The organism is Micromonospora sp. NPDC000089 (assembly GCF_042899365.1).
Classification (GTDB): domain Bacteria; phylum Actinomycetota; class Actinomycetes; order Mycobacteriales; family Micromonosporaceae; genus Micromonospora.
Genome location: NZ_JBIAZT010000007.1, coordinates 48648 through 71555 on the forward strand (window position 1 = coordinate 48648; position 22908 = coordinate 71555).

Here is a 22908-nt window from a genome sequence, read left to right on the forward strand (position 1 = left end):
CCCGCCGGGCGGCAACCGGGGCACGGCGCGGGCTCAGCCGACCGGCGGCGCGGTGGGCGCCCTGGGGGCGGTGTCCGGCTCGGTCGGCTCGCCGCCACCCGGGTCCTGGTTGCCGAACGCCCGCCGGACCAGCCGGTTCGCCTCCTCCTGGTCGACCCCGGAGGCGACCATCAGGTCACTGGCGGTGGTACGCACCTGGGCGATCACCACGCTGCCCGAGAAGCCCACCCCCTCGCCGTACGCCCGGCCGGCCTCGCTCACCGCGCGCAGCGACCGCTCGCGGGCCTTTTCCGGCTCCTCGCCGACGGCGAACTCGTGCCGCAGCAGGCGGACCGACTCGGCCAGGTGGGCCACCGCGTCGGGCATCGGCCCGGGCACCTGCTCCTCGTCCTCGATCAGGGTGACCGAACGGCGGATCAGCGTGCCGCTGTTGCGCATGGCCCGGTCGATCGGCTCAGCCGCCTCCGCGTAGTGGGTGAGTTCGCTGCGCCGGTGCCAGCGGGCCGGGGACAGCGTGCTGGTCTCCTTGGCCCCGTCGATCGCCTCGGTGAAGGTGTCCAGCTCCTCCTTGTTCTCCCGAAGCCGGTCCAGCGCCTGCTGCGCGGCGCGCCGGTCCCGGTTGCGCAGCGCCTCGGCGGCCACGTCGAGCTGGCTGGCCAGCAGGTCCAGGGCCGGTCGGGCGGCCCGGTTGATCACCCGCAGCGGGTTGAGCGGCAGCAGGATGGCGGTCACCAGCAGCGCGATCCCGCCACCGACGAAGGCGTCCACGAAGCGGGGCAGCTCCAGGTTCTGGGTGGACGGGCTGAGCGTGACGATCAGCACCGCGGTGGCCGCCGCCTGGATCACGATCGCCACGCTGGCGCCGAAGAAGATGGTCAGCAGGATCGCCGCGGTCACCACCAGGCCGAGCTGCCAGCCGCCGGTGCCGAGCAGGTAGATCAGCCCGTCCCCGAGGGCCACCCCGACGGCCACCCCGGCGATCAGCTCCACCGTCCGGCGCAGCCGCTGCCCGACCGAGGCGGCCAGCGTGCCGACCGCCGAGATCGGGGCGAAGACCGGCTGCGGGTTGTGCAGCAGCTCGTGCGACACGACCCAGGCGAGCGCGGCCGCCAGCCCGGCCTGCACGGCCAGGCCCATCGCCATCCGGACCCGGTGCAACCGGTCCTGCAGGGTGGCCCGGCCGCGGTGACGCAGCTCCTCCATGGCCTCGGCGATCCGGGCCGAGTCCACGTCCATCGCGCCGTCGCCGGTCCGCAGGCCGACCCGTTGCATCCACGACGGTCGGCGGTCCCCTGCCACGGCCATGGCGCGGACTACCCGTACCGCTCGGGGTGAATCCTGCCGATCGTCGGGCAGACTCGGCCGGGTGACCGACCTGCTCTCCCGCTGGCGGTCCGCCGCCCGCGCCGCCGGGGCGGCGGACGGCCCGGCGCTGACCGCCGCCGGCGAGGAGCTACTTACCCGCTGGGCGCAGCCGCACCGCCACTACCACACGCTCCGGCACCTGAGCGCCGTGCTGGACGTGGTGGACGCCCACCCGCTCGCGGCCGACCGGCCGGACCTGGTCCGGCTCGCCGCCTGGTGCCACGACGCCGTCTACGACCCCCGGGCGACCGGCGACGCCAACGAGCGGGACAGCGCCGCGCTGGCCGACCGGATGCTCACCGGGCTGCGGGTGCCGCCGGCCGCGGTCGCCGAGGTCCGCCGGCTGGTGCTGCTCACCGCCGACCACGCGGTCGCCGCCGACGACCGCGACGGCGCCCTGCTCTGCGACGCCGACCTGGCGATCCTGGCCGCACCGGAGCCGGAGTACGACCGGTACGCCGCCGAGATCCGCGCCGAGTACGCGCACGTGCCGGAGCCGGCCTTCCGCGCCGGCCGGGCCAGGGTCCTCGACGCCCTGCTCGCCCTGCCCGCCCGCTACCGGCTGCCGGAGCTGGCCACCCGGTGGGAGCGGCCGGCGCGCGCCAACCTGACCCGGGAGCTGGCCACCCTGCGGTGAGCCGTACCGCCGGTCACCGGGGATGCCACGGTGGTCGCCCCGGCTCAGGCGGCCGGGCGGGACGCCGCGCCCGGACGCTCGCCGGCGGGCCGGGAGAGGTGCTTCGGGCGGCGCAGGCCGGCGACGCGCAGCAGGCGGACCAGTTCGCGGCTGGGCACCACCCGCGCCCCCAGCCAGACCGCCATCGGGAACCGGTCGGCGGGGATGTCGTAGTGGTCCCGGTCGAAGGCACGCCTCGGCGCGCCGAGCACCTCGGCGAAGGCGTGCAGCTCGGCGTGGGAGACGTCGCTGATCAGGTGCGACCAGAGCCGTCCCCGCCACGGCCAGGCCGGCCGGTCCAGGTACAGCATGGCGGCCAATCTAGCTGCCGGTTAGCCTTCCCCGCATGGCTGGCTCCCCCCTCCTCGACGAGCTGCGCGCCGCCCTCGGCGACGACGCCGTGCTCACCGACCCGGATCTGCTGCACGCCCATCGCCGCGACGAGGCGGACCTCTGCGCGGCCGGCGAGCCGCTGGTGGTGGTCCGCCCCCGGGAGACCGCGGAGGTGGTCGCCGTGGTCCGGGCGACGGCCCGGCACGGCGTACCGGTGGTGCCGCAGGGGGCGCGGACCGGGCTGGCCGGCGCGGCGAACGCGGTGGACGGCGCGGTGGTGCTGAGCACCGTCCGGATGGACGCGATCCGGGAGGTCGACCCGGTGAGCCGGATCGCGGTGGTGCAGCCCGGGGTGGTCAACGCGACGCTGGCGGGCGCGGTCCGCGAGCACGGCCTGTGGTACCCGCCGGACCCGGGCTCCTGGGAGTCGTCCACCATCGGCGGCAACGCCTCCACCAACGCCGGCGGCATGTGCTGCGTGAAGTACGGCGTGACAGGCGAGTACGTGCTGGGCCTGGAGGTGGTGCTCGCCTCCGGCGAGGTGCTGCGCACCGGCCGGCGGACCGCCAAGGGCGTCGCCGGGTACGACCTGACCCGGCTCTTCGTCGGCTCCGAGGGCACCCTCGGGGTGATCACCGAGGTGACCGTGTCGCTCCGGCCCGCCCCCGACGCCTCGCTGACCATGGTGGCGGTCTTCGACTCCACCGCGGCGGCCGGCGCGGCGGTGGCCGACATCGCCGCGAAGGGGCTCACCCCCAGCCTGCTGGAGCTGCTGGACCGCACCCACCTGCGGGCGATCGAGGCGTACCGGCCGATGGGGTTGCGCACCGACGCGCAGGCGCTGCTGCTGGCGGCCGCGGACACCGGCGCCCGGGCGGCGGACGACCTGGCCCGGCTCGCCGAGGTCTGCACGGCGGCCGGCGCCGAGGAGGTGTACGCCGCCACCGACGCGGTCGAGGCGGCCGCCCTGCTGCAGGCCCGCCGGCTGGCCCACCCGGCCATGGAGAAGTTCGCCGCGGACACCTGTCCCGGCGGCAACGGCGGCCTGGTGATCGACGACGTGGCGGTGCCGCGCGGCTCGCTGGCCGCCCTGCTCGACGGGGTGGCCCGGATCGCGCGGGAGTGCGAGGTGCCGATCGGCGTGGTCGGGCACGCCGGCGACGGCAACATGCACCCGAACATCGTGGTGGACCGGGCCGACCCGGCGAGCCTGGAACGGGGGCGGCGGGCCTTCGACGAGATCATGCGGCTGGGCCTCGACCTCGGCGGCACCTGCACCGGGGAGCACGGGGTCGGGCTGCTGAAGCGGGACTGGTTGGCCCGGGAGATCGGGCCGGTCGGCGTCCGGGTGCACCAGGCGATCAAGACGGCGCTGGACCCGGCCGGCCTGCTCAACCCCGGCAAGGTGCTCTGAGCCCTCCCCCGGCCGCGCGGCGACCCGGCCGCGCGGCGACCCGTTCAGGCGGTGGGCTCGGCCGGGGTGGCCTGGGTGAGCAGCAGCAGGATCTCGTTCGCCACCGGCGGGTGCTCCTCGCCCGGGCAGTCCTGCGAGGTGATCTGCCCGGCGGCGGTGACCAGGCTGGAGGTCAGCGCGCCGATGCAGCTCAGCCGGTACTGCCGCGCCTGGTCGGTCTCCCCGGGCAGTCGCGGGTCGGCGAGCAGGCCGTGCAACCGGGTGACCTGCTCAGGGTTCAGGTTGCCGCTGGAGGTGACGCCGTCGCCGGCACAGTCGTCGCACTCCCAGCGGCCGTCGGGCTCCACGGTGAGCGTCCGGAGCGGGCCGTCCTGGCCGATCTTCTGCACCAGGCTGACCCGGGCGGCGGCGTCGGCCGCGCCCGCGGCGGAACCGCTCGCGGTGGCCCCGGGTGTGGACCGGGCGGCGTCGGAGGCGAACACCGAGCATCCGGTGAGGCTGGCCGTCAGGACGGCGGCGGCGGTCAGGACGGGCAGGCGTGACCACTGGGTGGAAACCACGCGCCGCAACTTACCCCACCGTAGGTAGTGGCCGGAACCCACCGACCGGACGGCCGTCGATGGGCGGACCCGCGTACCGGGGATCGGTCAGCGGGAGGAGGTCGGCAGTTCGACGGAGTCGCCGTCGACACCCCGATCGGCGGCGAAGCCGCGGACGTCCGGCGCGCCGAGCCGGGCAGCGTCGGCGGTTGCGTCGTCCGGCATCAGCTGGGACTCCCGCTCCGCCTCGACCCGGGCCCGGTAGTGCGCGACCTCCCGTTCCCGGGTGGCCGCGTCCCAGCCCAGCACCGAGCCCATCAGCTCCGCGGTGTGCCCGGCCGACTCCAGCCCCCGGTGGGTGGTCTCGATCGAGATCCGGGTGCGCCGGGTCAGCACGTCCTCCAGGTGCAGCGCCCCCTCGGCCCGGGTCGCGTAGGTGACCTCGGCGGCGAGGTATTCCGGGGCGCCGGCCAGCGGGGAGGCGAGCAGCGGGTCGGCGTCCACCAGGGCGAGCAGCTCCAGGGTCAGCGTGCCGTACCGCTCCAGCAGGTGCTCGACCACGCCGACCGGCACGCCGTGCCGGCGGGCCAGGTCGGCCCGGTCCCGCCACATCGCGGCGTACCCGTCGGCGCCGAGCAGGGGCAGGTCGGCGGTGCGCGACGGCCGCCCGCCACCGAGCCGGCGGACGGCCCGGTCGACCACGTCGGAGGCCATCACCCGGTACGTCGTGTACTTGCCGCCGGCCACCAGGAGCAGCCCGAGCATCGGCTCGAAGACAGCGTGCTCCCGGGACAGCTTGGAGGTGGAGTCGGCCTCGCCGGCCAGCAGCGGCCGCAGCCCGGCGTAGACGCCCTCGATGTCGGCCGTGGACAGCGGCCGCTCCAGCACCGTGTTGACCTGGTCCAACAGGTATTGAATGTCGCGGGCGGAGGCGGACGGGTGGGACCGGTCCAGCCGCCAGTCGGTGTCGGTGGTGCCGATGATCCAGTGGCCGCCCCACGGGATGACGAAGAGCACGCTGGTCGGGGTGCGCAGGATCAGCCCGGTCTCGCCGGTGATCGCCGAGCGGGGCACCACCAGGTGCACGCCCTTGGAGGCCCGGACCCGGATGCCGGGGCGCAGCCCGACGTCGTTGAGCATCCGCGACATGTCGTCGCTCCACACGCCGGTCGCCCCGATGACGGTGCGGGCGCGTACCTCGAACTCGGCGTCCGGGTCGCCGGGCGCGGCCTCCAGGTCGCGGACCCGAACCCCGGTGACCTCGCGGGCCTGCCGGATCAGGCCGACGGCCCGGGTGCTGTTCACCACGGTGGCGCCCAGGCTGGCCGCCGTGCGGGCCAGGGTGACCACCAGCCGGGCGTCGTCCACCTGGCCGTCGTAGTAGCGGATGGCGCCGGCCAGCGCGTCGGCCCGGAGGCTCGGGAAGATCCGGCGGGCGCCCTCGCGGGTGAGGTGCCGGTGCAGCGGCATGCCGCGACCCCCGCCGAACAGCCCGGCGAAGGCGTCGTAGGCGGCCACCCCGGCGCCGTAGTAGGCCCGGCGGAACACCCGTGCCGGCAGGTCGCGCAGGTTGCGCCCGCCGGGCAGCGGGACCAGGAAGGGCAGCGGCCGGACCAGGTGCGGCGCGAGCCGGGTGGCGAGCAGGCCGCGCTCGGTCAACGCCTCGTGGACCAGATGGAACTCGAGCTGCTCCAGGTAGCGCAGGCCGCCGTGGATCAGCTTGCTGGACCGGCTGGAGGTGCCGGCCGCGTAGTCCCGCGCCTCGACCAGGGCCACCTTGAGGCCCCGGGACGCGGCGTCGAGCGCGGCGCCGGCGCCGGTCACGCCGCCGCCGATGATCAGCACATCGAACCGCTCGGCCCGCAGCTTCCGCAGGTCGTCGGCCCGGCGCTGCGGGGAGAGCTGGCCGGCGGCGGCTCGGGTCACGTAGGGGTCACGCACCCGTCCACCGTAACCGCACCGGGCCGCCCGCAGCACGCCCCGATCCGGGGTACGTCGCGCCGTGCGCCCCCGTTCACGCGGCGTTTTCCTTAGCGCCGACCGCGGTTGTCGCACTCTGCGTAATCAGGCGCGCCCCAGCCATCCGCGCCCGCCGGGCACCGCTCCTACCGACCGCGGTGTTGAGCTGGGAAAACGCCGCCTCGGGTCCGCGGCCCCCGGCGCCCTGGCTTGCACGCTTTGCTCTGCTGCCATATACGCGGCAGTCACCGAGAGTGGTCGTCGCGTGGATGGCAGCAGAGCAAGCGACGGGGACGTCTCCCACCTACCCCGCGGTGGACGCAGGCGGGCGGGCAGGCCCGCTCACCCGGCGGCGACGCCGCCCGCCGGTCGGCCGTCGTACTGTGTGCGGATGCGGCCCGACGGACCCCGAAGCGACGACGACGGCCGGTCGGGGAGCCCGTGGGCTGTCGTCGTGGCCGCGCTGGCCGGCGGCTGGACGGCGACCGTGGTCGCGCTGCTCCAGGCCAGCGGCTGGGTGGCGGACCAACTCCTCCTCGCCGGCGGGCGGGACCGCTGGGTGTGGCTCTGGCCGGCGGTCGGCGTGGCCTCCGCCCTGCTGGCCGGACTGCCCGCGCTGCTGCTGGCCCTGCTCCCCCGGTCGGCCGCGGTCCGGAGCACCGGCCGGGTCTGGTTGGCGGCGGCCCTGGCGCTGGCGGTGCTCGCCGCGCTGCGAGCGGTCCCTCCGGTGCACCACGAGCTCTACCTCGCCGCGCTGGCCACCACCGCCGCCGTGCTCGCCCTGCTCGCCGCCCGGTTCGTCCCGGGCGGCCGGGCGGAGCCGGTCCCGAAGCAGCCGGGCCCGGAGAGCCGGCCGCACGCCCGGAGCGGGCGGCCCACCGCCGGCACGCTGCTGGCGATCGCCGCCGGGCTGGCGCTGCTGCTGCCCTGGGCCTGGGTCGGCGCGTTCGGCGGCCTGCTGGAGACGCTGCTCGCCGCGCTCGCCGCCGCCGCCCTCGGGACGCTGGCCGGCGCGCTGCTCGGCGACCCGTTCTGGTCCCGCTTCGCCACCGCCGGGTCCGCGGCGGGCCGGCCGCAGCCGACGCGGTTGGTGCTGGTGGGTGGCCTGGTGGCCGGGGTCGTCCTGCTGCTGCTCGCCGCCGGGGCGGGGCAGTCGGGCGCCCAACTGCCCGCGCTGGTCACCCTGCCGCCGGTCGGGTTCGCGCTGGGCGCGTTGCAGGCGGCGGGCCGCCGGGACGGCGTACCGGCCGGGCAGGCGCCGGTGCGCTGGCTGGTGGGGCTGGTGCTGTTCGGGCCGCTGGCCTTCGCCGACCCGGAGGAGATCTCCGTGGTGCTCATCGGCAGCCGGGACGTGCCGTACTGGGTCGCGGTCGCCGCCGGCGCCGGGCTGGTCGCCGCGATCCTGCTGGCCGTCGGGTACGGCGTGCTACTGGCCCGCCCGCGCGGGCGTACGCCGAGCCGGCCGGTGGCGGCGCTGGCCACGGCCGTGCTGCTCGTCGCCCTCGGCGCGGTCGACCTCGGCCCCGGCCAGCCCGGCCTGCACGGCGAGCGGCTGCTGGTGGTGCTCCGCGAGCAGGCCGACCTCGGCGGCCTCCCCACCGGGACGCCGGGCCGGGCCGGCCGCGACGCCCGGGCCGTCGAGGTGCACCGCCGGCTGGTAGCGACCGCCGAGCGGACCCAGGGCGGCCTGCGCCGGGAGCTGACCCGGCTGCGCCTGCACCCCACGCCGTACTACCTGCTGAACGCGATCGAGACCGACGGCGGGCCGGCGGTGCGGACCTGGCTCGCCGGCCGGCCGGAGGTGGCCCGGGTGCTGATCAGCCAGCGGGTACGCCCGCTGCCCGCCGCCGCGCCGACCGCCCACGGTGATCGCCCGGCCCCCGACGGCCCGACCTGGAACGTGCGCCTGATCGGCGCGGACCGGGTCTGGTCCGAGCTGGGGGTCACCGGCTCCGGGGTGGTGGTCGGCAGCTCGGACTCCGGTGTGGACGGCACCCACCCGGCGCTCGCCGGCGGCTTCCGCGGCGGGGACGACTCCTGGTACGACCCGTGGGACGGCACCCGCTCCCCGACCGACCAGGGCGGCCACGGCACCCACACGACCGGCAGCGCGGTCGGCCGGGACGGCATCGGGGTGGCGCCCGGCGCCGGCTGGGTGGGCTGCGCCGACCTCGACCGGAACCTGGGCAGCCCGGCGCGCTACCTGGACTGCCTGCAGTTCATGCTCGCCCCGTTCCCGGCCGGCGGCGACCCGTTCACCGACGGGCGGCCGGAGCGGGCGCCGGACGTGCTGACCAACTCCTGGGGCTGCCCGCCGATCGAGGGCTGCGACCCGGGGGCGCTGCGCCCGGCGGTCGACGCGCTGGACGCCGCCGGGATCCTGGTCGTCGCGGCGGCCGGCAACACCGGCCCGTACTGCGGGTCGATCGTCGACCCGCCCGCGCCCTATCCGGACGTGCTCACCGTCGGCGCGGTCGACCGGCGCGGCCGGGTCACCGACTTCTCCAGCCGCGGGCCGGCCCCGGGCGGCGCCGCGAAGCCGGACCTGGTCGCCCCGGGCGCGGAGGTGCTCTCCGCGATGCCCGGCGGCGGGTACGCCACCCTGGACGGCACCTCGATGGCGACGCCGCAGGTGGCGGGCGTGGTGGCGCTGATGTGGTCGGCGAACCCGGCGCTGGTCGGCGACCTGGACCGGACCCGACGGATCCTGCGGGAGACCGCGAAGCCCGCCGCGACGGACGCTCCGCCGGCCGGGCCGCGGGACGGCTGCGGCGGTGCGGGGAGCCTGGCCGGCGCGGGCATCGTCGACGCGTACGCGGCGGTCCGCGCCGCCCGCGGCTGACCGGTGCGCCGTCGGCCCTGCCGCCGCCCGGATCGAGCGGGTCTTCCCGCTCTACCGACGGCGCTCGGGTCGGACCGCCCGGACCCGTCGCCGACCGGCCAAAGCGGGCATTGACCCCGATAATCCGGTTCGTCCGCGTGACCGAACGGCGGCCCCTACCGTTTCGGTAGGAGGAGGCGACATGACCACCGACGACGAGCAGACCGACGACGTTGCGCACGTCACCCGGGTGCCGGCCACCGAGCGGCCGGGCGCGGTGCCGTTCGACCGGCGGGACTACGGCGACGCCGAGCAGCTCGCGGAGCTGACCGAGGTGGACGAACCGGACGTCGCCGAGCCGGTGCCGGTGGTCGACGAGCCGGTGCCGGTGCCACCCCCGTACGGCCGGGCCGAGAAGCGCCGCAACCAGCGCCGGATACCCCGCTAGACAACGCCACAGGGGCGGACCGCTCGCGCGGCCCGCCCCTGTGGCGTACTGGATGGAGCTGGACTCAGAAGTCCATGTCCCCGCCACCCGGGCCAGCCGGGGCGGCCGGGGTCTTCTCCGGCTTGTCCGCGACGACGGCCTCGGTGGTGAGGAAGAGCGCCGCGATCGACGACGCGTTCTGCAGCGCCGAGCGGGTGACCTTGGCCGGGTCGATGATGCCCGCGGCCAGCAGGTCGACGTACTCGCCGTTGGCGGCGTTCAGGCCGTGACCCGCGTCGAGGTTACGGACCTTCTCCACCACGACGCCACCCTCGAGGCCGGCGTTGACGGCGATCTGCCGCAGCGGGGCGTCCAGCGCGACCTTGACGATGTTCGCACCGGTCGCCTCGTCGCCGACCAGGTCGAGCTTGTCGAAGGCGGTCTTGCCGGCCTGCACCAGCGCGACGCCACCACCCGGGACGATGCCCTCCTCGACGGCGGCCTTCGCGTTGCGGACGGCGTCCTCGATGCGGTGCTTGCGCTCCTTGAGCTCGACCTCGGTGGCCGCGCCGACCTTGATCACCGCGACGCCGCCGGCCAGCTTGGCCAGCCGCTCCTGCAGCTTCTCGCGGTCGTAGTCGGAGTCGCTCTTGTCGATCTCGGCCCGGATCTGGTTGACCCGGCCCTGGATCTGCTCGGCGTCACCGGCACCGTCGACGATGGTGGTCTCGTCCTTGGTCACCACGACCTTGCGGGCGCGGCCCAGCATGTCGAGGCCGACGGCGTCCAGCTTGAGGCCGACCTCCTCGCTGATGACCTGGCCACCGGTGAGGATGGCGATGTCGGCGAGCATGGCCTTGCGGCGGTCACCGAAGCCCGGCGCCTTGACGGCGACCGACTTGAAGGTGCCCCGGACCTTGTTGACGACCAGGGTGGCCAGGGCCTCGCCCTCGATGTCCTCGGCGATGATCAGCAGGGACTTGCCCGACTGCATGACCTTCTCCAGGATCGGGAGCAGGTCCTTGACCGACGAGATCTTGCTGTTGACGATCAGGAGGTAGGGGTCGTCGAAGACGGCCTCCATGCGCTCCGGGTCGGTCATGAAGTACGCGGAGATGTACCCCTTGTCGAAGCGCATGCCCTCGGTGAGCTCGAGCTCCAGGCCGAAGGTGTTGCTCTCCTCGACGGTGATGACGCCTTCCTTGCCGACCTTGTCCATCGCCTCGGCGATGATCTCGCCGACGGTGCTGTCACCGGCGGAGATGGAGGCGGTGGAGGCGATCTGCTCCTTGGTCTCGACGTCCTTGGCGAGCTTGGACAGCTCCTCCGAGACGCTGGCCACGGCGGCCTCGATGCCCCGCTTCAGGGCCATCGGGTTGGCGCCGGCGGCCACGTTGCGCAGGCCCTCGCGGACCAGGGCCTGGGCCAGAACGGTCGCCGTCGTCGTGCCGTCACCGGCGACGTCGTCGGTCTTCTTGGCGACCTCCTTGACCAGCTCGGCGCCGATCTTCTCGTACGGGTCCTCGAGCTCGATCTCCTTGGCGATGCTCACACCATCGTTGGTGATGGTGGGGGCACCCCACTTCTTCTCGAGCACCACGTTGCGGCCCTTGGGGCCGAGCGTCACCTTCACGGCGTCGGCGAGCTGGTTCATGCCCCGCTCGAGGCCGCGGCGAGCCTCTTCGTCGAACGCGATCATCTTGGCCATACGGCGTTGTCCTCCTGGACACTCACGGGCCACCCGAGTGTGTATCCCGGATGGGCCGCCTGGTGTACGCACCTTGGGGACGTCGCCACCTGGCGACGACGACGTCCTCCTCGGTCGGGCCGGACAGCCCGCGACGACCGGCCTCGTGCCGGCCGGTGCCATCGAGACACCGGCGCGGCCGTGGCCCTACCGCCCCGACCATTGGCACTCACGGTATGCGAGTGCCAATGACTTGTTTAGCACTCTCCCCTGCCGAGTGCAAGCACGATGGGGCCGGTCAGCCGAGTTCCGCCAACAGTCGGGCGGCGTTCACCGGGCCCTCGTGGGCGCGCTGCTCCGCGTACGTCACCACCAGCCCGACCAGTTGCGCCAGGTACGCCGGAACGACCAGCACCGCGCACGCCACGATCACCAGCACGGCGCCCACGGCGGTGCCGGGCGACGCCAGCGGGTCGGCGCCGAACGGGAGCAGTCCGACCGACTCCACCACCCCGCCGAGCACGCTGCCCAGCACCAGAGCCGCCCCGACCAGGGCCACCCGCCCCAGCACCAGGCCGAGCCGGTCGTGGAACATCCGGAACGAGCGACCGATCGGGTTGCTCCGTTCGAAGAGGTAGACCGGGCCACCCAGCGCCAGCGCGAAGGTCAGGTAGACCCCGGGCAGCACGCAGAAGCAGACGCCGGCCGTGATGATCACGGTGATCAGCAGCGTCCAGCCCCACAGGCCGAGCGCCCGACGCCCGCCGTAGCGCAGCGCCCCGCCCAGGTCGACCGGCTCGCCGGCGGCCTGCCGGGCGACCACCCAGGTGCCGGCCGCCCAGCCCACGCTCTGCACGAAGCCGAGGAGGAACGTGGCGACCAGCACCGCGCCGCCGTACACGGCGATGTCGCTCAGGTAGCCCGGCGGCAGCGAGCCGTCCGGCGCCACCGACTCGGGATTCGGGGTCAGCCCCAGCGACAGCAGCGAGACCACCGCGGCGGGCACCGTCTGGGTGAGCAGCAGCACCGGCAGCAGGATCCGCCAGCCGCGGCGGGCCGCACCGAGGCAGCGGGCGAACCAGCCGTTCACCCCGGCGTACGGCGGGTTGACCAGCGGGTCGGCGGGGTCGTGGCCACCGGGGACCGACCCCCCGTACGGCTGCTGGCCGGGGTACGGCCCGGCGCCGGGCGGGAATCCGCCGGCGGGTGGATACCCCCAGCCCGGCGCCGGCGCCGGCCAGGGCTGGCCGGGCATCGGCTGGCTCGGCACGGGCCAGCCGGTCGCGGGCTGACCGGGGTGACCCGGCGCGGGCTGACCGGGAAGGCCGGGCGCCGGGGTGCCGGCCGCGGGCTGGCCCGCCGTGGGCTGGCCGGGCACGGGCTGGCCGGGCACGGGCTGGCCGGGCACGGGCTCGCCCGGGTGAGCGGGCCCGGCGCCGGGCGAGGAAGGCCAGGCGGACTGGCTCGGCCAGGCGGGCTGGGCCGGCCAGCCGGGTGCGGCCGGGGCGGCGGTCGGGTCCGGCGACGGGGTGGACGACCCCGGGCCGGTCGGGTCACCGCGGTGCGGCTCGGCCGACCCCGGCGGGAACTGCTCGGACATGGAGCCTCCTCAGCGACGACGCCTGGAACGGCTCATGATCTTCCCTGGCGCCGGCCCGGGCCGCGGCCCCGAGGTGGGCCCGGCGGGCGGACCGCCGCGGCCGGGGATCAGGCGATGACGCGGACCCGCTCGGCCTGCGGACCCTTCTGCCCCTGGGTGATCTCGAACTCCACCCGCTGGCCGTCGTCCAGCGCCTTGTAGCCGTCCATCTCGATCGCTGAGAAGTGAACGAAGACGTCCTGCCCGCCGTCGACGGCGATGAAGCCGTAGCCCTTCTCGGCGTTGAACCACTTCACACTGCCCTGTGCCACGGTGCCACTTCCTCACTGTGCGCGGCGTTCCACCACCCGGCGCCGACGGGGACGGCACCGGAGGCCCACCCTTGCGGCTGGCCGGCGACGACCGCGCAAGGTGACCGAAATCGCACGCTACACGAGCAGTGACGGCACCGCACGACCACAAATCGGCACATTCCGCCACGGTTTGCGGTGTCCGAGCCATCGTCAGCCGTCGTTGCGGTATGCATGGCGGCATGACACCTGCCCCGGCCCACCCGGACAACTCGACGGTCACCGTCCGCCGGGTCCGGCCCGAGGACGCCGCCCGGATGCGGGCGCTGCGGCTGGAGATGCTGGCCGACACCCCACTGGCCTTCCTGGAGACGGTCGCCCAGGCGGCCGCCCGCCCGCACGCCGAGTACGCCGCCCGGATCGCCCAGGTCGCGGCGGGGCGGCACACCGCCCAGTTCGTCGCGGAGGCCGACGGCCGGCTGGTCGGGCACGCCGGCGGCACGGTCAGCCCGGACGAGCCGGCGCTGACGGTGGTCTACGCGGTGTACGTGACCCCGACCTGGCGCGGCAGCGGGCTGCTCGGCGCGCTGGTCGACGCGGTGGGCGCCTGGTCCCACGAGTGCGGCCGGCCGCAGCTGCTGCTGGAGGTGGTGGTCGGCAACGACCGCGCGTACCGGGCGTACCAGAAGATCGGCTTCACCGACACCGGCGTACGCGTCCCGCACCCCACCGTCCCGGTCATGCGCGAACTGCAGATGCGCCGCCCCGCCTGACCTCACGCTCCCCGCGGTCATCTGCTCAGAGCGCAGTTTTCACGCAAGGAGTGGCCATCCGGCGGCAGATGGCCACTCCTTGCGTGAAAGCGCGCGAATGGGTAGGGGGTCAGGCGTGGCGGCGGGACTGCACGATGCGGAACCGGTTGGCCACGTACGCGCCGTCGGTCAGGGCGGAGTTCGCCGCCGGGTTGGCGCCGCTGCCGTGGAAGTCCGAGAACGCGGCCGACTGGTTGACGAAGACCCCGCCGGTCAGGTTGCAGGACAGGTGCACGCCGACCTCGATCGCGGCGCCCTCTGCGGCGTCCAGCACCGCCTCGTCGGTGGAGTACACGGCGGCGGTCAGCGCGCCCTTCTCGCCGACCGTGCCCCGCATGATCTCCAGGCTGTGCGCGGTCGACTCGGTGGCGATGGCGAACGAGATCGGGCCGAACCACTCCCGGCCGAACGTGCCGGTGTCGTCCGCGGCCAGCTTGACGATGGTCGGCGTCCGCACCACCGCGCCGGGCAGCGTCGGGTGCTCGACCGTACGCGACTCGAGCACCGGCTCGCCGACCTTGGTCACCTCGTCCAGCCGCTCCAGCACCCCGTCGTTGACGATCGCGCCGGTCAGCTCCACGCCGCGGGCCGGGTCGGCGGTGAGCTTGCCGACCGCCGCGGCGATCCCGCCGGCCACCTCGTCGAAGCTCTTGTGCCCCTGGTCGGTCTCGATGCCGCCGGCCGGGATGAGGATGTTCTGGCTGGTGGTGCACATCTGGCCGCTGTAGAGGGTGAGCGTGAAGCCCAGGTTGCGGCACATCCCGGCGAAGTCGTCGGTGGAGTCGACGACGACGGTGTTGAGGCCGGCCTTCTCGGTGTAGACGGCCGCCTGCCGGGCGTTCTCCTCCAGCCAGTCGCCGTACTCGGTGGAGCCGGTGAAGTCGACGATCTTCACGGCCGGGTGCAGGGCCAGGGTGGAGGCCAGCTTCTCCCCCGACGCCTCGGGGGCGAGCTGCACCAGGTTCGGGTCGAAGCCGGCCTCGGTCAGCACCTCGCGGGCGTACCGGACGGTGATCGCCAGCGGGAGCACCGCGCGCGGGTGCGGCTTGACGATCACCGGGTTGCCGGTGACCAGCGAGGCGAACAGCCCGGGGTACGAGTTCCAGGTCGGGAACGTGTTGCAGCCGATCACCAGCGCCACCCCGCGCGGCACCACGTGGAACGTCTTGCTCATCCGCAGCGGGTCGCCCTTGCCGGCGGCCTTCTCCCAGCCGGCCGTCGCCGGGTGCCGGGTCATCTCCCGGTACGCGTACGCGACCGCCTCCAGCGCCCGGTCGAGCGCGTGCGCCCCGCCGGCCTGGAAGGCCATCACGAAGGCCTGCCCGCTGGTGAACTGCACCGCGTTGGCCAGCTCGAAGATGTGCTTGTGCAGCCGGTCCAGGATCTCCAGGCAGACCCCGGCCCGGGCCTGCGGGCCGGCGTCCCGCCAGGCCGGCAACGCGACTGTCGCGGCGCCCACCAGCTGGTCGGCGGCGGCGTGCGGGTAGCGCACGTTCAGCGCCAGGCCGAACGGGCTGCTCTCGGTGGCGACCGTGTCCCCGTCGCCCGGCTGGTCCAGCGGGAAGTCGCCGTTCAGGTACGCCTCGAACGCCGCCCTGCCGTCGGCGGCGGCGGTCTCGCCGTACACCCGGGGGCTGGGGGACTCGGGGTAGGCGGACCAGTACCCGCGCTCGGAGATCGCGGTCAGCGCGCGGTCCAGGGTGTCGGCGTGCCTGGCGTAGAGGGGGTGCGGGGTCTCCGTCATGCCCGCCATCATGCAACAGGAAGCCCCCAGATCAGTAGGGGCGTGTCACAGTTCAGATCGTCAACTGCCAGTTGGTCCACGCGTCGACGGGGCGGAAGCCGAGCCGCTCGTTGATGGCGATCATGTGCTGGTTCTCCGCCGCGTTCCAGGTGTCGATGACGCGTACCCCGGGCTCGTGGGTGAGCAGGTGGTGCAGGTTCTCGGCCTTGGCGATCAGGCCGAGCCGGTGCCCACGGTGGTCCGGGTCGACGATGGTGATCTGCTGGAACGCGTGCCAGTCGGCGGCGGCGCCCACGTCCAGCAGGGTCCAGGCGACCAGCCGCCCGGACGCCTCGTGCCGCATCCCCAGGTGGTAGCGCCGGCGGCCCCGGGCGTCCAGCGCCCGCTCGGTGCCCCGGACCCGCTCGGCGTCCACCTGCTCCGGCTCCCACTGCACGTCGCCCATCGGCGCGTCCATCAGCAACCGGCCGTCCAGGTAGGCGACGTCCGCGACGTACTCCGGCCCGGTGGCACCCTGCCAGCAGACCGACTGGTAACCCTCGGCGCGCGGGCGGGCCTCGGCCAGCGCCGCCCGCAGCGCGAGTCGGTCGATCTCACCGACGTCGAGACGGCGACGCACCTCGGCGAGCGCGGGCCGGGCTCCGGTCGCGGCGGCGAACGCGTCGCCCGCCACCGATCGGTCCGGCCCGTCGGGCAGCGCGGAGACCGTCATCGTGACCGCCCGCTTGCGCCCCTGCTCGCGCAGCAGACGCACCCCGTACGCGTGCAGGGCCCGGCCCACCCCGCGGCGCCGCAGCTCGGGGTGGACCACCAGCTCGGCGGTGGCGTTGTCGGTGTTGTCGAGCTGCGGCAGGTCGAGCTGCAGGTAGCCGGCCGGCACCCCGTCGAGGCGGGCCAGCGCCCAGAGCGTCGCGGTGCCGGGCATCGGGGTGGAGAACAGCGCGTCGAAGCGTCGCCGGCAGAACGGCGGGAAGTCCGGCAGGTCGGCGTCGTTGGCCGCCGCGCCGATCCGGTACGCCTCGTCGACCGCGGCCTGGTCGGCGCCGTCGAACGACGCGATCGTGATGCTCATGTCGGGGAGCCTGGCAGCCGGAAAAGCGATCGGGCCAGCGAATTACTCGCTGGCCCGATCGGACGTGGTCGGGAGGGACACTCGCACAACGCCTCCGGCGTTGGGTCGTAAGAACTTCAAAAGTCTCCGGCGAAATGCCCTCCCGCACGGAGCATCTTGCGCCGCCTGGTTCCTGCCGTCAAGTCCCTACCGGCGGGTTTTTCCACACTCACAGCAAACCGCCAGCTACTCCCCGGTCTGCCGCCTCGGGCCTCAGGAGAGCAGGCCGGCGTCCCGGGCCGCGCGCAGCGAGGGCTTGATGCGGTGGGTGGGGCCGACCTGGGCGGCCACCGCGTCGATGGTCTTGAGTCCCTCGCCGGTGTTGAAGACGACCGTCTCGGCCGTCGGGTCGAGCCGGCCGGACTCGACCAGCTTGCGCAGCACCGCGACGGTCACCCCGCCGGCGGTCTCGGCGAAGACCCCGGCCGTACGGGCCAGGTCGCGGATGCCGGCGCGGATCTCGTCGTCGTCGGCGTACTCCATCCAGCCGCCGGTGCGGCGGACCGCCTCCAGGGCGTACGCGCCGGCGGCCGGGTCGCCGATGTTGAGCGACTTGGCGATGCCGGTCGGCTTGACCGGGGTGATGGTGTCGGTGTCGGCGTGCAGCGCGGCGGCGATCGGGTTGCAGCCGGCCGACTGAGCGCCGAAGACCTTCCAGCCGCCGGCCGGCGCCTCGACCAGCCCGATCTCCACCAGCTCGGAGAACGCCTTGTCGACCTTGGTGAGCAGCTCGCCGGAGGCCATCGGGATCACCACCTGCGCCGGGATCCGCCAGCCGAGCTGCTCGGCCACCTCGTACCCCAGGGTCTTGGAGCCCTCGGCGTAGTAGGGCCGGACGTTCACGTTGACGAAGGCGGTGTCCTCGAACTCGTCGGTCTCCACCAGCTCGCCGCAGAGCCGGTTCACGTCATCGTACGAGCCGTCGATGGCGACCAGCTCGCCGCCGTACACGGCGGTGGTGATCACCTTGCCCTGCTCCAGGTCGCCGGGGATGAAGACCACCGAGGGGGTGCCGGCGCGGGCGGCGTGCGCGGCTACCGAGTTGGCCAGGTTGCCGGTGGAGGCGCAGGCGAAGCGGGTGAAGCCGAGCGCCTTCGCGGCGGTGAGCGCCACCGAGACCACCCGGTCCTTGAACGAGTGGGTCGGGTTGGCGCTGTCGTCCTTGACCCACAGCGGCGCGGTGATGCCCAGCTCGGCAGCGAGCCGGGGGGCCGCCACCAGCGGGGTCAGCCCCGGGTCCAAGGTGACCCGACCGGCCGGGTCCTGACCGGCGGGCAGCAGGCCGGCGTACCGCCAGATGTTCTGCGGCCCGGCCTCGATCTGCTCGCGGGTGACGGTGGCCAGCGCGGCGGCGTCGTAGTCGACCTCCAGCGGGCCGAAACACTCGTAACAGGCGTGCTGGGCGGCCAGCGGGTAGCGCGCCGAACAGGCGCGGCAGACCAGGGCGCGGGCGGGGCTGGCGGCGGTGTCGATACCGGCGGCGGGAAGCGTCGACGTCATGTCGAGGAGTCCTCTCATCTTTCCCCGCACCGCACGGTGCGGCGGGGACGGAATTGGCACCTGCCCCGTCGGTCGCTCTGCGGTGAGCGCACGGGGTGGTTGCCGGGGCGTCGTCGGGCCGTATCCCTCAGCCCCTCTGGATGAGGTATGCAGTTGTGCCGCCGAGTCTAGCCAGGCCCGCCGCGATCGCCGAGGCGCTCCCATCCTGTGAACCGGGCCCGCGGCCGGCAGCCGCGGACCCGGCGCGGGATCAGTCGAGCGCCGGCAGGCTGGCCGGGCCCTTGTCCACCAGGACGAACGTGGTCTCCGGCCCCGAGTCGGCCAGTTCCTCCGCGATCAGGCCCGAGCTGCCCTCCGGGTTCCAGCGCAGGTACGCGTCGCGGTTCTGCACCGCGTAGGTGGCCCGGCCCTGGTTGTCCTTCCCGGTGCCGACGAAGGTGAAGAACTGGCTGGCCTGGCGGGTGTCGCAGGCGGCGGCGACCAGGGTGAGCGGCTTGCTGCCGTTGGTCTTGATCGACAGGCAGTACGGCTCACCGCCGGACCGCAGCTTGCCGGTCTTGATCTGGTGCCGCCCGCCGGGCGCGGGCACCGGCACGAACAGCGCCCGGTCACCGAAGTCGCCGGACACCTCGGCTCGGCCGGAAGCGCCGACCGTGAGCACCGACTCGGGCACCTGGCTGCCGCGCCAGCGGGCGAAGAGCTGGACCTGCCGCTTACCGGAGAGCAGCCCGGCGGGGGCGGCCGTCGGCCGAGGCGTCGCGGTGGCCGTCGTGCCCGTCGGGGTCGGGCCGGGCTGCCCGGTGGCCGGGGCGCTCGGCGTCGCCGGGGTGGATTCGACGGTGGCGGACGCGACCAGGGTCGGAGACGGCGTCGACGCGGTGCCGCCCGGGTCTTCCGCCGCGCAGGCCTGCTGGCTGGCCGCGAGGGCGGCGAGCGTGACGAGGACGGCGGTGCGACGGTACGGAACGGCCATGTCTACTCCTGTCGTCGACGGGCGGCGGGTGCGCCACCGTCTGCTGTGGATCAAGGACATGCCCTGTTTACGGTCGGGGTAAGCACCGGGTTGCACCCATTGAGCGGAAATGACGGCCGCCGGCTCCACCACCGCCGCCCGGTCGGTGACGGCGGTGAACGGCCGGTCGCGCCGGTAGGTCGCCGCTGGAGATCTGGGTGAGACGGTTGCCGGAACGGCAGAGCCCGCGGCTCGCTACAGGGGCGTCGGCGACGCCGGCGGCGGTGTGGTCAGGCTTTGAAAGCACGGGCGCAGCAGGTCGATGATCTGCTCGGGCGGCGCGTCCGCGAGGTGCGTGAGGCGCAGTAGGTATCGATCAGCTATGACGCCGTGGATGATCGCGCTGAGCAGACTCGCGCGCAGGTCGGCGTCGGGTGTCGGAATCGCCTCGGTGAGCTGGTTGAGCTGGGGCTCACCGGCGGCTCGGTAACGATCGGCGGCGTCGGCGTTCGTGAGCATGGAGCGCAGCACCGCCAGGGATGCCGCCGGCTCGCCCGCCAGGCGCCGGCCCAGCGACGTCAGCAGCGCCTCAGCGACCTCGCCCGAGGTGCCGCCGGGCACCTCGTCGGTAGGCACCTCGACGGCCTTGGCGAAGAGCAGGTCCTTGCTGCCGAAATAGTGCATGACCAGTCCCGCGTCGACACCGGCGGTCGACGCGACGGCCCGGATCGTGGTCCGCTCGTAGCCGCGTTCGGCGAAGATCTGGCGGGCCGCGGCGAGGATGCGCTCCTCGCTCTGACGGCGCTGCTGCGCCCGCGTCGGGCGGGGGCTTGCTTCAGGCACGAACTCATTCTACGGCCGTTGACCGGCCACCTATTGCGTTCTACGCTCGTTCAATCAACAAGCGTTGAACCAAAGGGGGTGCCATGCCCGCCACGTCACGCGAGGTCGTCGAGCAGATCCTGCGCGCGAGCCGCGATCAGCACACCGAGGCGTTCGTCAACCTCTTCGCGTCGGACGGCTACATCGAGTGGCCGTACCGACCCGCGGGCGTCGCTGGCCGAGTGGAAGGCCGCGACCAGATCCGCGAGTTCCTGACCGCGCAAGCCAACGGTCTGGTCACGTTCCACGAGTACCGCGACATGGTGATCCACGAGACCATCGACCCGGAGGTGGTGATCGTCGAGTACGAGGCCCACGGCACGGTGATCCCCACCGGCGCACCCCTGCACCAGACCATCATCGCCGTTCTGCGGATCAGGGACGGCCTGGTCGTCGCGTACCGCGACTACCTCAACCCCCTGGTACTGGCCGAAATCCTGGCCAGCCTCGGCAACGCCTGACGGGCAGCCTCCGCCCCCACTCGATTCGCCCACCTGCCTGCGACCCGATCAGGCAGCCGAGCCGAATCAGTCAACTGTCGCCAGTCACTGCCCGGTGTTGCCATGGCCCCGGACGAAAACACCGCGCCCCTGGTGCCCTTCCACCAGGCCCTCGGCTCGCAGCGTCAGCATGGCCGAGCGGATGACCTGGGTGGAGACGCTGTACTGAGCGCACAGCTCAGAGATCGACGGCAGCTTGTCGCCGGGCTTCAGGTCGCCGGATCTGATCTTTTCGCGAATTTCGTCGGCGATACGGACGTAGAACGGCGTGACGGACATGGCGGTGCTCCCTCGTCGGCAGCACCATCTGACCACTCTTCGCTTATGACATCAAGTTCTTGGTGTTACAGGGCTTGCGCATCTGACACTAGGGATCATATGTTGAGGACGAGGCGCCCCTCGTCGGCAAAACGGGGACGGCTCATCCCCGGGCTCGCCCGGCCGCCGGGGCGGCAGTCTCTGCCGTCCCGGCACCCATCCACAACAGGAAGGTCTGCGCCTTGACGGACTGCGAGATACCCGCCGCGCACGCGGTGTGGTCGGCCGAGCAGGTGGCCGGCGAGCTGCGCGCGACATACCTGGCGGTGGCCGCCGCCACCGTGCTGCTGGATCGCACCAGCGTGGGTTCCGCGCACCCGGCGATCCACCTCGCCCGGCGCAGCGGCGAGGACGCCCTGGACCTGGCCGGCGACGCGGAACAGGAGCTCAGGGACGGGATCCACCGCCTGCGCGCCGAGGCCGGCCACCGGGAGTTCGCCACCGTCGGCGGGCTGATCGAGGTGCTGGACACCGTCCGGAACCAGTTCGGCGCGGCGGCCGACCGGATCGCGCGGCTGCCGGACCGGATCACCGCCGCCGGCCGGCAACTCGCCGCCGCCGATCCGTCCGGACTGGCCGCCGAGGCGGCGACCGAGCAGTGGCGGCACGCCGCCGCGCAGCTCCACCTGATGGCGCAGAGCCTGACGTCGGCCGGTAACGCGCTGGCGTCGTACACCGGCGGGTTGTCCGGCGTGGACGCCGCGACCAGCTGAAACCTGCTCGCGGACGCCGCGATAAGGAGACGGGCCCGGGGCGGGTGCCGGGCTCCGGCCGGTGCGCACGCGCGGTCGTGCCGGTCGACCCCGCCCGCCTCGGCGCCGCCCCGCCCGAACCAGACCTGACGACCCGGAAAGGCGAGACAGCGTGATCTACCGAGCCATGCAACGCCTGCTCCCGCAGCACGTGCGCGAGGCGACCTTCGGCGTCCGCCGGTGGCGCGGCCTCGACCCCGCCCAGGTGTACGCCTACCTCGACCGGGTCGCCGACGAGCTGGATCGGCTCGCCCGCGACCTGGCCACCGCCAACACCGAGGGCGAGCGCATCCGGGTGGCGCTGCGCCAGTGGCAGTCCCGGCACACCGACTGCCACCTGACCACGACGGCCACGAACAGCAGGTGGTTCCGGTGACCGACCCGCACTGGATCATCCATCTGCCGACCACCCTGACCCGGATCGACGAGGCCGGCGCCCTGGCCATGGCGTTGCGCCGCTCCCTCGGCCACGTGCTCGCCCTCGACTTCGGCGACACCACCCTCAGCGAGGAGGACCGCCAGTCGGTGCGTACCCGCGTGTGGTGCGACCGCCGACTGCCCGCCGGTGGACGATGCGCCCAGCCCCACGCGCACACCGGTGGCTGCGCGGCGGAGGATCCCGCAGGTCCGGGCGAGTGAGCGGTTCGTAGGTCCTGAAGGTGCGCGCCGCTGGCCCGCCGGCCGTCGTCAGACCGGCGTGGCGGAGCGGCGGCGGCGCGGCACCACCAGTCGGGTCCGCAGCCCCCGGTCCCCGGGCTCGGTCGTCCGGCGTAGCGCGTCGAGCGCCCACGGGCCCGCGCCGAGCACCGCGATCAGCGCGAACGACCAGCAGAACAGCACCGCCACCTCACCGCCGTTGCGCAGCGGCAGCAGGTCGTGGGGCTGGTGGACGGTGAAGTACGCGTACGCCATCGAGCCCGAGGCGAGCAGCGCGGCCACCCGGGTGAGCAGCCCGACGAGCACCAGCGAGCCGCACACCAGCTGGATGAGCGCGGCCCACCAATCCGGCCACTGGCCGGCCGGGAGCGCCACCCCGGCGCCCCGGTGACCGCCGAGGACGCCGAACACCGAGGCCAGTCCGTGACAGAGGAACAACAGGCCGAGAACCATGCGAAAGAGGGACAGGGCGGGGCCACGCAGCGGTTCGGGGTTCATCTGGCGCCTCCAGGGCGGATCGACTGCCGCCAGGATGCGCTGTGAATCTAATTACCGCGATGATTCCTGTT

At 74.0% G+C, this 22908-nt stretch carries 23 protein-coding genes and 1 riboswitch; of the genes, 9 read left to right on the forward strand and 14 right to left on the reverse strand.

What is annotated here, in order from left to right; translation table 11 throughout:
• Positions 1–33: 33 nt before the first annotated feature.
• Entirely contained in the window at positions 34–1236 is a 1203-nt protein-coding gene (locus tag ACFY3U_RS14990; RefSeq protein WP_387201518.1) for an aromatic acid exporter family protein, read from the reverse strand.
• A gap of 130 nt (positions 1237–1366) precedes the next feature.
• On the opposite strand from ACFY3U_RS14990, the gene ACFY3U_RS14995 reads away from it, so the two are divergent.
• Entirely contained in the window at positions 1367–2002 is a 636-nt protein-coding gene (locus ACFY3U_RS14995; protein ID WP_387200812.1) for a metal-dependent phosphohydrolase, read from the forward strand.
• A gap of 44 nt (positions 2003–2046) precedes the next feature.
• Here the strand turns inward: ACFY3U_RS14995 and ACFY3U_RS15000 are convergent, their stop codons facing one another.
• Positions 2047–2352 (reverse strand): DUF4031 domain-containing protein, encoded by a 306-nt coding sequence (locus ACFY3U_RS15000; protein WP_387200815.1) that lies wholly within the window; start codon positions 2350–2352, stop codon positions 2047–2049.
• 35 nt (positions 2353–2387) lie between these two features.
• Between ACFY3U_RS15000 and ACFY3U_RS15005 the strand changes: the two genes are divergently transcribed.
• Positions 2388–3788, forward strand: a complete 1401-nt coding sequence (locus ACFY3U_RS15005) for an FAD-binding oxidoreductase (RefSeq protein ID WP_387200818.1) — start codon at positions 2388–2390, stop codon at positions 3786–3788.
• A 44-nt stretch (positions 3789–3832) separates the two neighbouring features.
• On the opposite strand, the gene ACFY3U_RS15010 is transcribed toward ACFY3U_RS15005, so the two are convergent.
• Complete coding sequence (locus tag ACFY3U_RS15010; RefSeq protein WP_387200821.1) at positions 3833–4348, reverse strand: hypothetical protein; 516 nt, start codon at positions 4346–4348, stop codon at positions 3833–3835.
• Positions 4349–4435: 87 nt separating this feature from the next.
• On the reverse strand, positions 4436–6253 hold the full coding sequence (locus ACFY3U_RS15015; protein ID WP_387201521.1) for a glycerol-3-phosphate dehydrogenase/oxidase: 1818 nt from the start codon (positions 6251–6253) through the stop codon (positions 4436–4438).
• 424 nt (positions 6254–6677) lie between these two features.
• On the opposite strand from ACFY3U_RS15015, the gene ACFY3U_RS15020 reads away from it, so the two are divergent.
• Together ACFY3U_RS15020 and ACFY3U_RS15025 are read left to right on the forward strand one after the other, a co-directional pair.
• Positions 6678–9128 (forward strand): S8 family serine peptidase, encoded by a 2451-nt coding sequence (locus ACFY3U_RS15020; protein WP_387200824.1) that lies wholly within the window; start codon positions 6678–6680, stop codon positions 9126–9128.
• Between the two features lie 181 nt (positions 9129–9309).
• Positions 9310–9555 (forward strand): hypothetical protein, encoded by a 246-nt coding sequence (locus ACFY3U_RS15025; protein ID WP_387200827.1) that lies wholly within the window; start codon positions 9310–9312, stop codon positions 9553–9555.
• A 64-nt stretch (positions 9556–9619) separates the two neighbouring features.
• Here the strand turns inward: ACFY3U_RS15025 and groL are convergent, their stop codons facing one another.
• From groL to ACFY3U_RS15040, 3 genes are all read right to left on the reverse strand, one after another.
• Positions 9620–11242 carry a chaperonin GroEL gene (gene groL / locus ACFY3U_RS15030; RefSeq protein WP_387200830.1) on the reverse strand — a complete coding sequence of 541 codons (1623 nt, stop codon included), beginning with the start codon at positions 11240–11242 and terminating at the stop codon, positions 9620–9622.
• A 277-nt stretch (positions 11243–11519) separates the two neighbouring features.
• The gene (locus ACFY3U_RS15035) at positions 11520–12821 is read right to left on the reverse strand and encodes a hypothetical protein (RefSeq protein WP_387200833.1); all 1302 of its coding nucleotides are present in this window, start codon (positions 12819–12821) and stop codon (positions 11520–11522) included.
• Positions 12822–12928: 107 nt separating this feature from the next.
• The gene (locus tag ACFY3U_RS15040; RefSeq protein WP_387200836.1) at positions 12929–13132 is read right to left on the reverse strand and encodes a cold-shock protein; all 204 of its coding nucleotides are present in this window, start codon (positions 13130–13132) and stop codon (positions 12929–12931) included.
• A gap of 221 nt (positions 13133–13353) precedes the next feature.
• Between ACFY3U_RS15040 and ACFY3U_RS15045 the strand changes: the two genes are divergently transcribed.
• On the forward strand, positions 13354–13884 hold the full coding sequence (locus ACFY3U_RS15045; RefSeq protein WP_387200839.1) for a GNAT family N-acetyltransferase: 531 nt from the start codon (positions 13354–13356) through the stop codon (positions 13882–13884).
• A 109-nt stretch (positions 13885–13993) separates the two neighbouring features.
• Here ACFY3U_RS15045 and paaN read toward each other — a convergent pair whose 3' ends face one another.
• The 5 genes from paaN to ACFY3U_RS15070 all read right to left on the reverse strand — a co-directional run bounded on the left by paaN (position 13994) and on the right by ACFY3U_RS15070 (position 20073).
• Complete coding sequence (gene paaN / locus ACFY3U_RS15050; RefSeq protein ID WP_387200842.1) at positions 13994–15667, reverse strand: phenylacetic acid degradation protein PaaN; 1674 nt, start codon at positions 15665–15667, stop codon at positions 13994–13996.
• Positions 15668–15719: 52 nt separating this feature from the next.
• Complete coding sequence (locus ACFY3U_RS15055) at positions 15720–16739, reverse strand: GNAT family N-acetyltransferase (RefSeq protein WP_387200844.1); 1020 nt, start codon at positions 16737–16739, stop codon at positions 15720–15722.
• A 252-nt stretch (positions 16740–16991) separates the two neighbouring features.
• On the reverse strand, positions 16992–18278 hold the full coding sequence (gene thrC / locus ACFY3U_RS15060) for a threonine synthase (protein WP_387200847.1): 1287 nt from the start codon (positions 18276–18278) through the stop codon (positions 16992–16994).
• Positions 18279–18289: 11 nt separating this feature from the next.
• Positions 18290–18425: riboswitch (SAM riboswitch) on the reverse strand.
• Positions 18426–18528: 103 nt separating this feature from the next.
• Complete coding sequence (locus ACFY3U_RS15065; protein WP_387200850.1) at positions 18529–19251, reverse strand: hypothetical protein; 723 nt, start codon at positions 19249–19251, stop codon at positions 18529–18531.
• Between the two features lie 234 nt (positions 19252–19485).
• Positions 19486–20073, reverse strand: coding sequence for a TetR/AcrR family transcriptional regulator (locus ACFY3U_RS15070; RefSeq protein ID WP_387200853.1), 588 nt, complete (start codon positions 20071–20073; stop codon positions 19486–19488).
• An 83-nt stretch (positions 20074–20156) separates the two neighbouring features.
• Between ACFY3U_RS15070 and ACFY3U_RS15075 the strand changes: the two genes are divergently transcribed.
• Entirely contained in the window at positions 20157–20573 is a 417-nt protein-coding gene (locus ACFY3U_RS15075) for a nuclear transport factor 2 family protein (protein WP_387200856.1), read from the forward strand.
• Positions 20574–20657: 84 nt separating this feature from the next.
• On the opposite strand, the gene ACFY3U_RS15080 is transcribed toward ACFY3U_RS15075, so the two are convergent.
• Positions 20658–20891, reverse strand: coding sequence for a winged helix-turn-helix domain-containing protein (locus tag ACFY3U_RS15080; protein ID WP_387200859.1), 234 nt, complete (start codon positions 20889–20891; stop codon positions 20658–20660).
• Between the two features lie 221 nt (positions 20892–21112).
• Between ACFY3U_RS15080 and ACFY3U_RS15085 the strand changes: the two genes are divergently transcribed.
• From ACFY3U_RS15085 to ACFY3U_RS15095, 3 genes are all read left to right on the forward strand, one after another.
• Positions 21113–21643 (forward strand): hypothetical protein, encoded by a 531-nt coding sequence (locus ACFY3U_RS15085; RefSeq protein ID WP_387200862.1) that lies wholly within the window; start codon positions 21113–21115, stop codon positions 21641–21643.
• 151 nt (positions 21644–21794) lie between these two features.
• Entirely contained in the window at positions 21795–22058 is a 264-nt protein-coding gene (locus ACFY3U_RS15090) for a DivIVA domain-containing protein (protein ID WP_387200865.1), read from the forward strand.
• Positions 22046–22321: a hypothetical protein gene (locus ACFY3U_RS15095; protein WP_387200868.1), complete on the forward strand. Its 276-nt coding sequence runs from the start codon at positions 22046–22048 to the stop codon at positions 22319–22321. The genes ACFY3U_RS15090 and ACFY3U_RS15095 overlap by 13 nt, the downstream gene beginning before the upstream one ends.
• A gap of 48 nt (positions 22322–22369) precedes the next feature.
• Here ACFY3U_RS15095 and ACFY3U_RS15100 read toward each other — a convergent pair whose 3' ends face one another.
• On the reverse strand, positions 22370–22837 hold the full coding sequence (locus ACFY3U_RS15100) for a DoxX family protein (RefSeq protein ID WP_387200871.1): 468 nt from the start codon (positions 22835–22837) through the stop codon (positions 22370–22372).
• Positions 22838–22908: the final 71 nt, after the last annotated feature.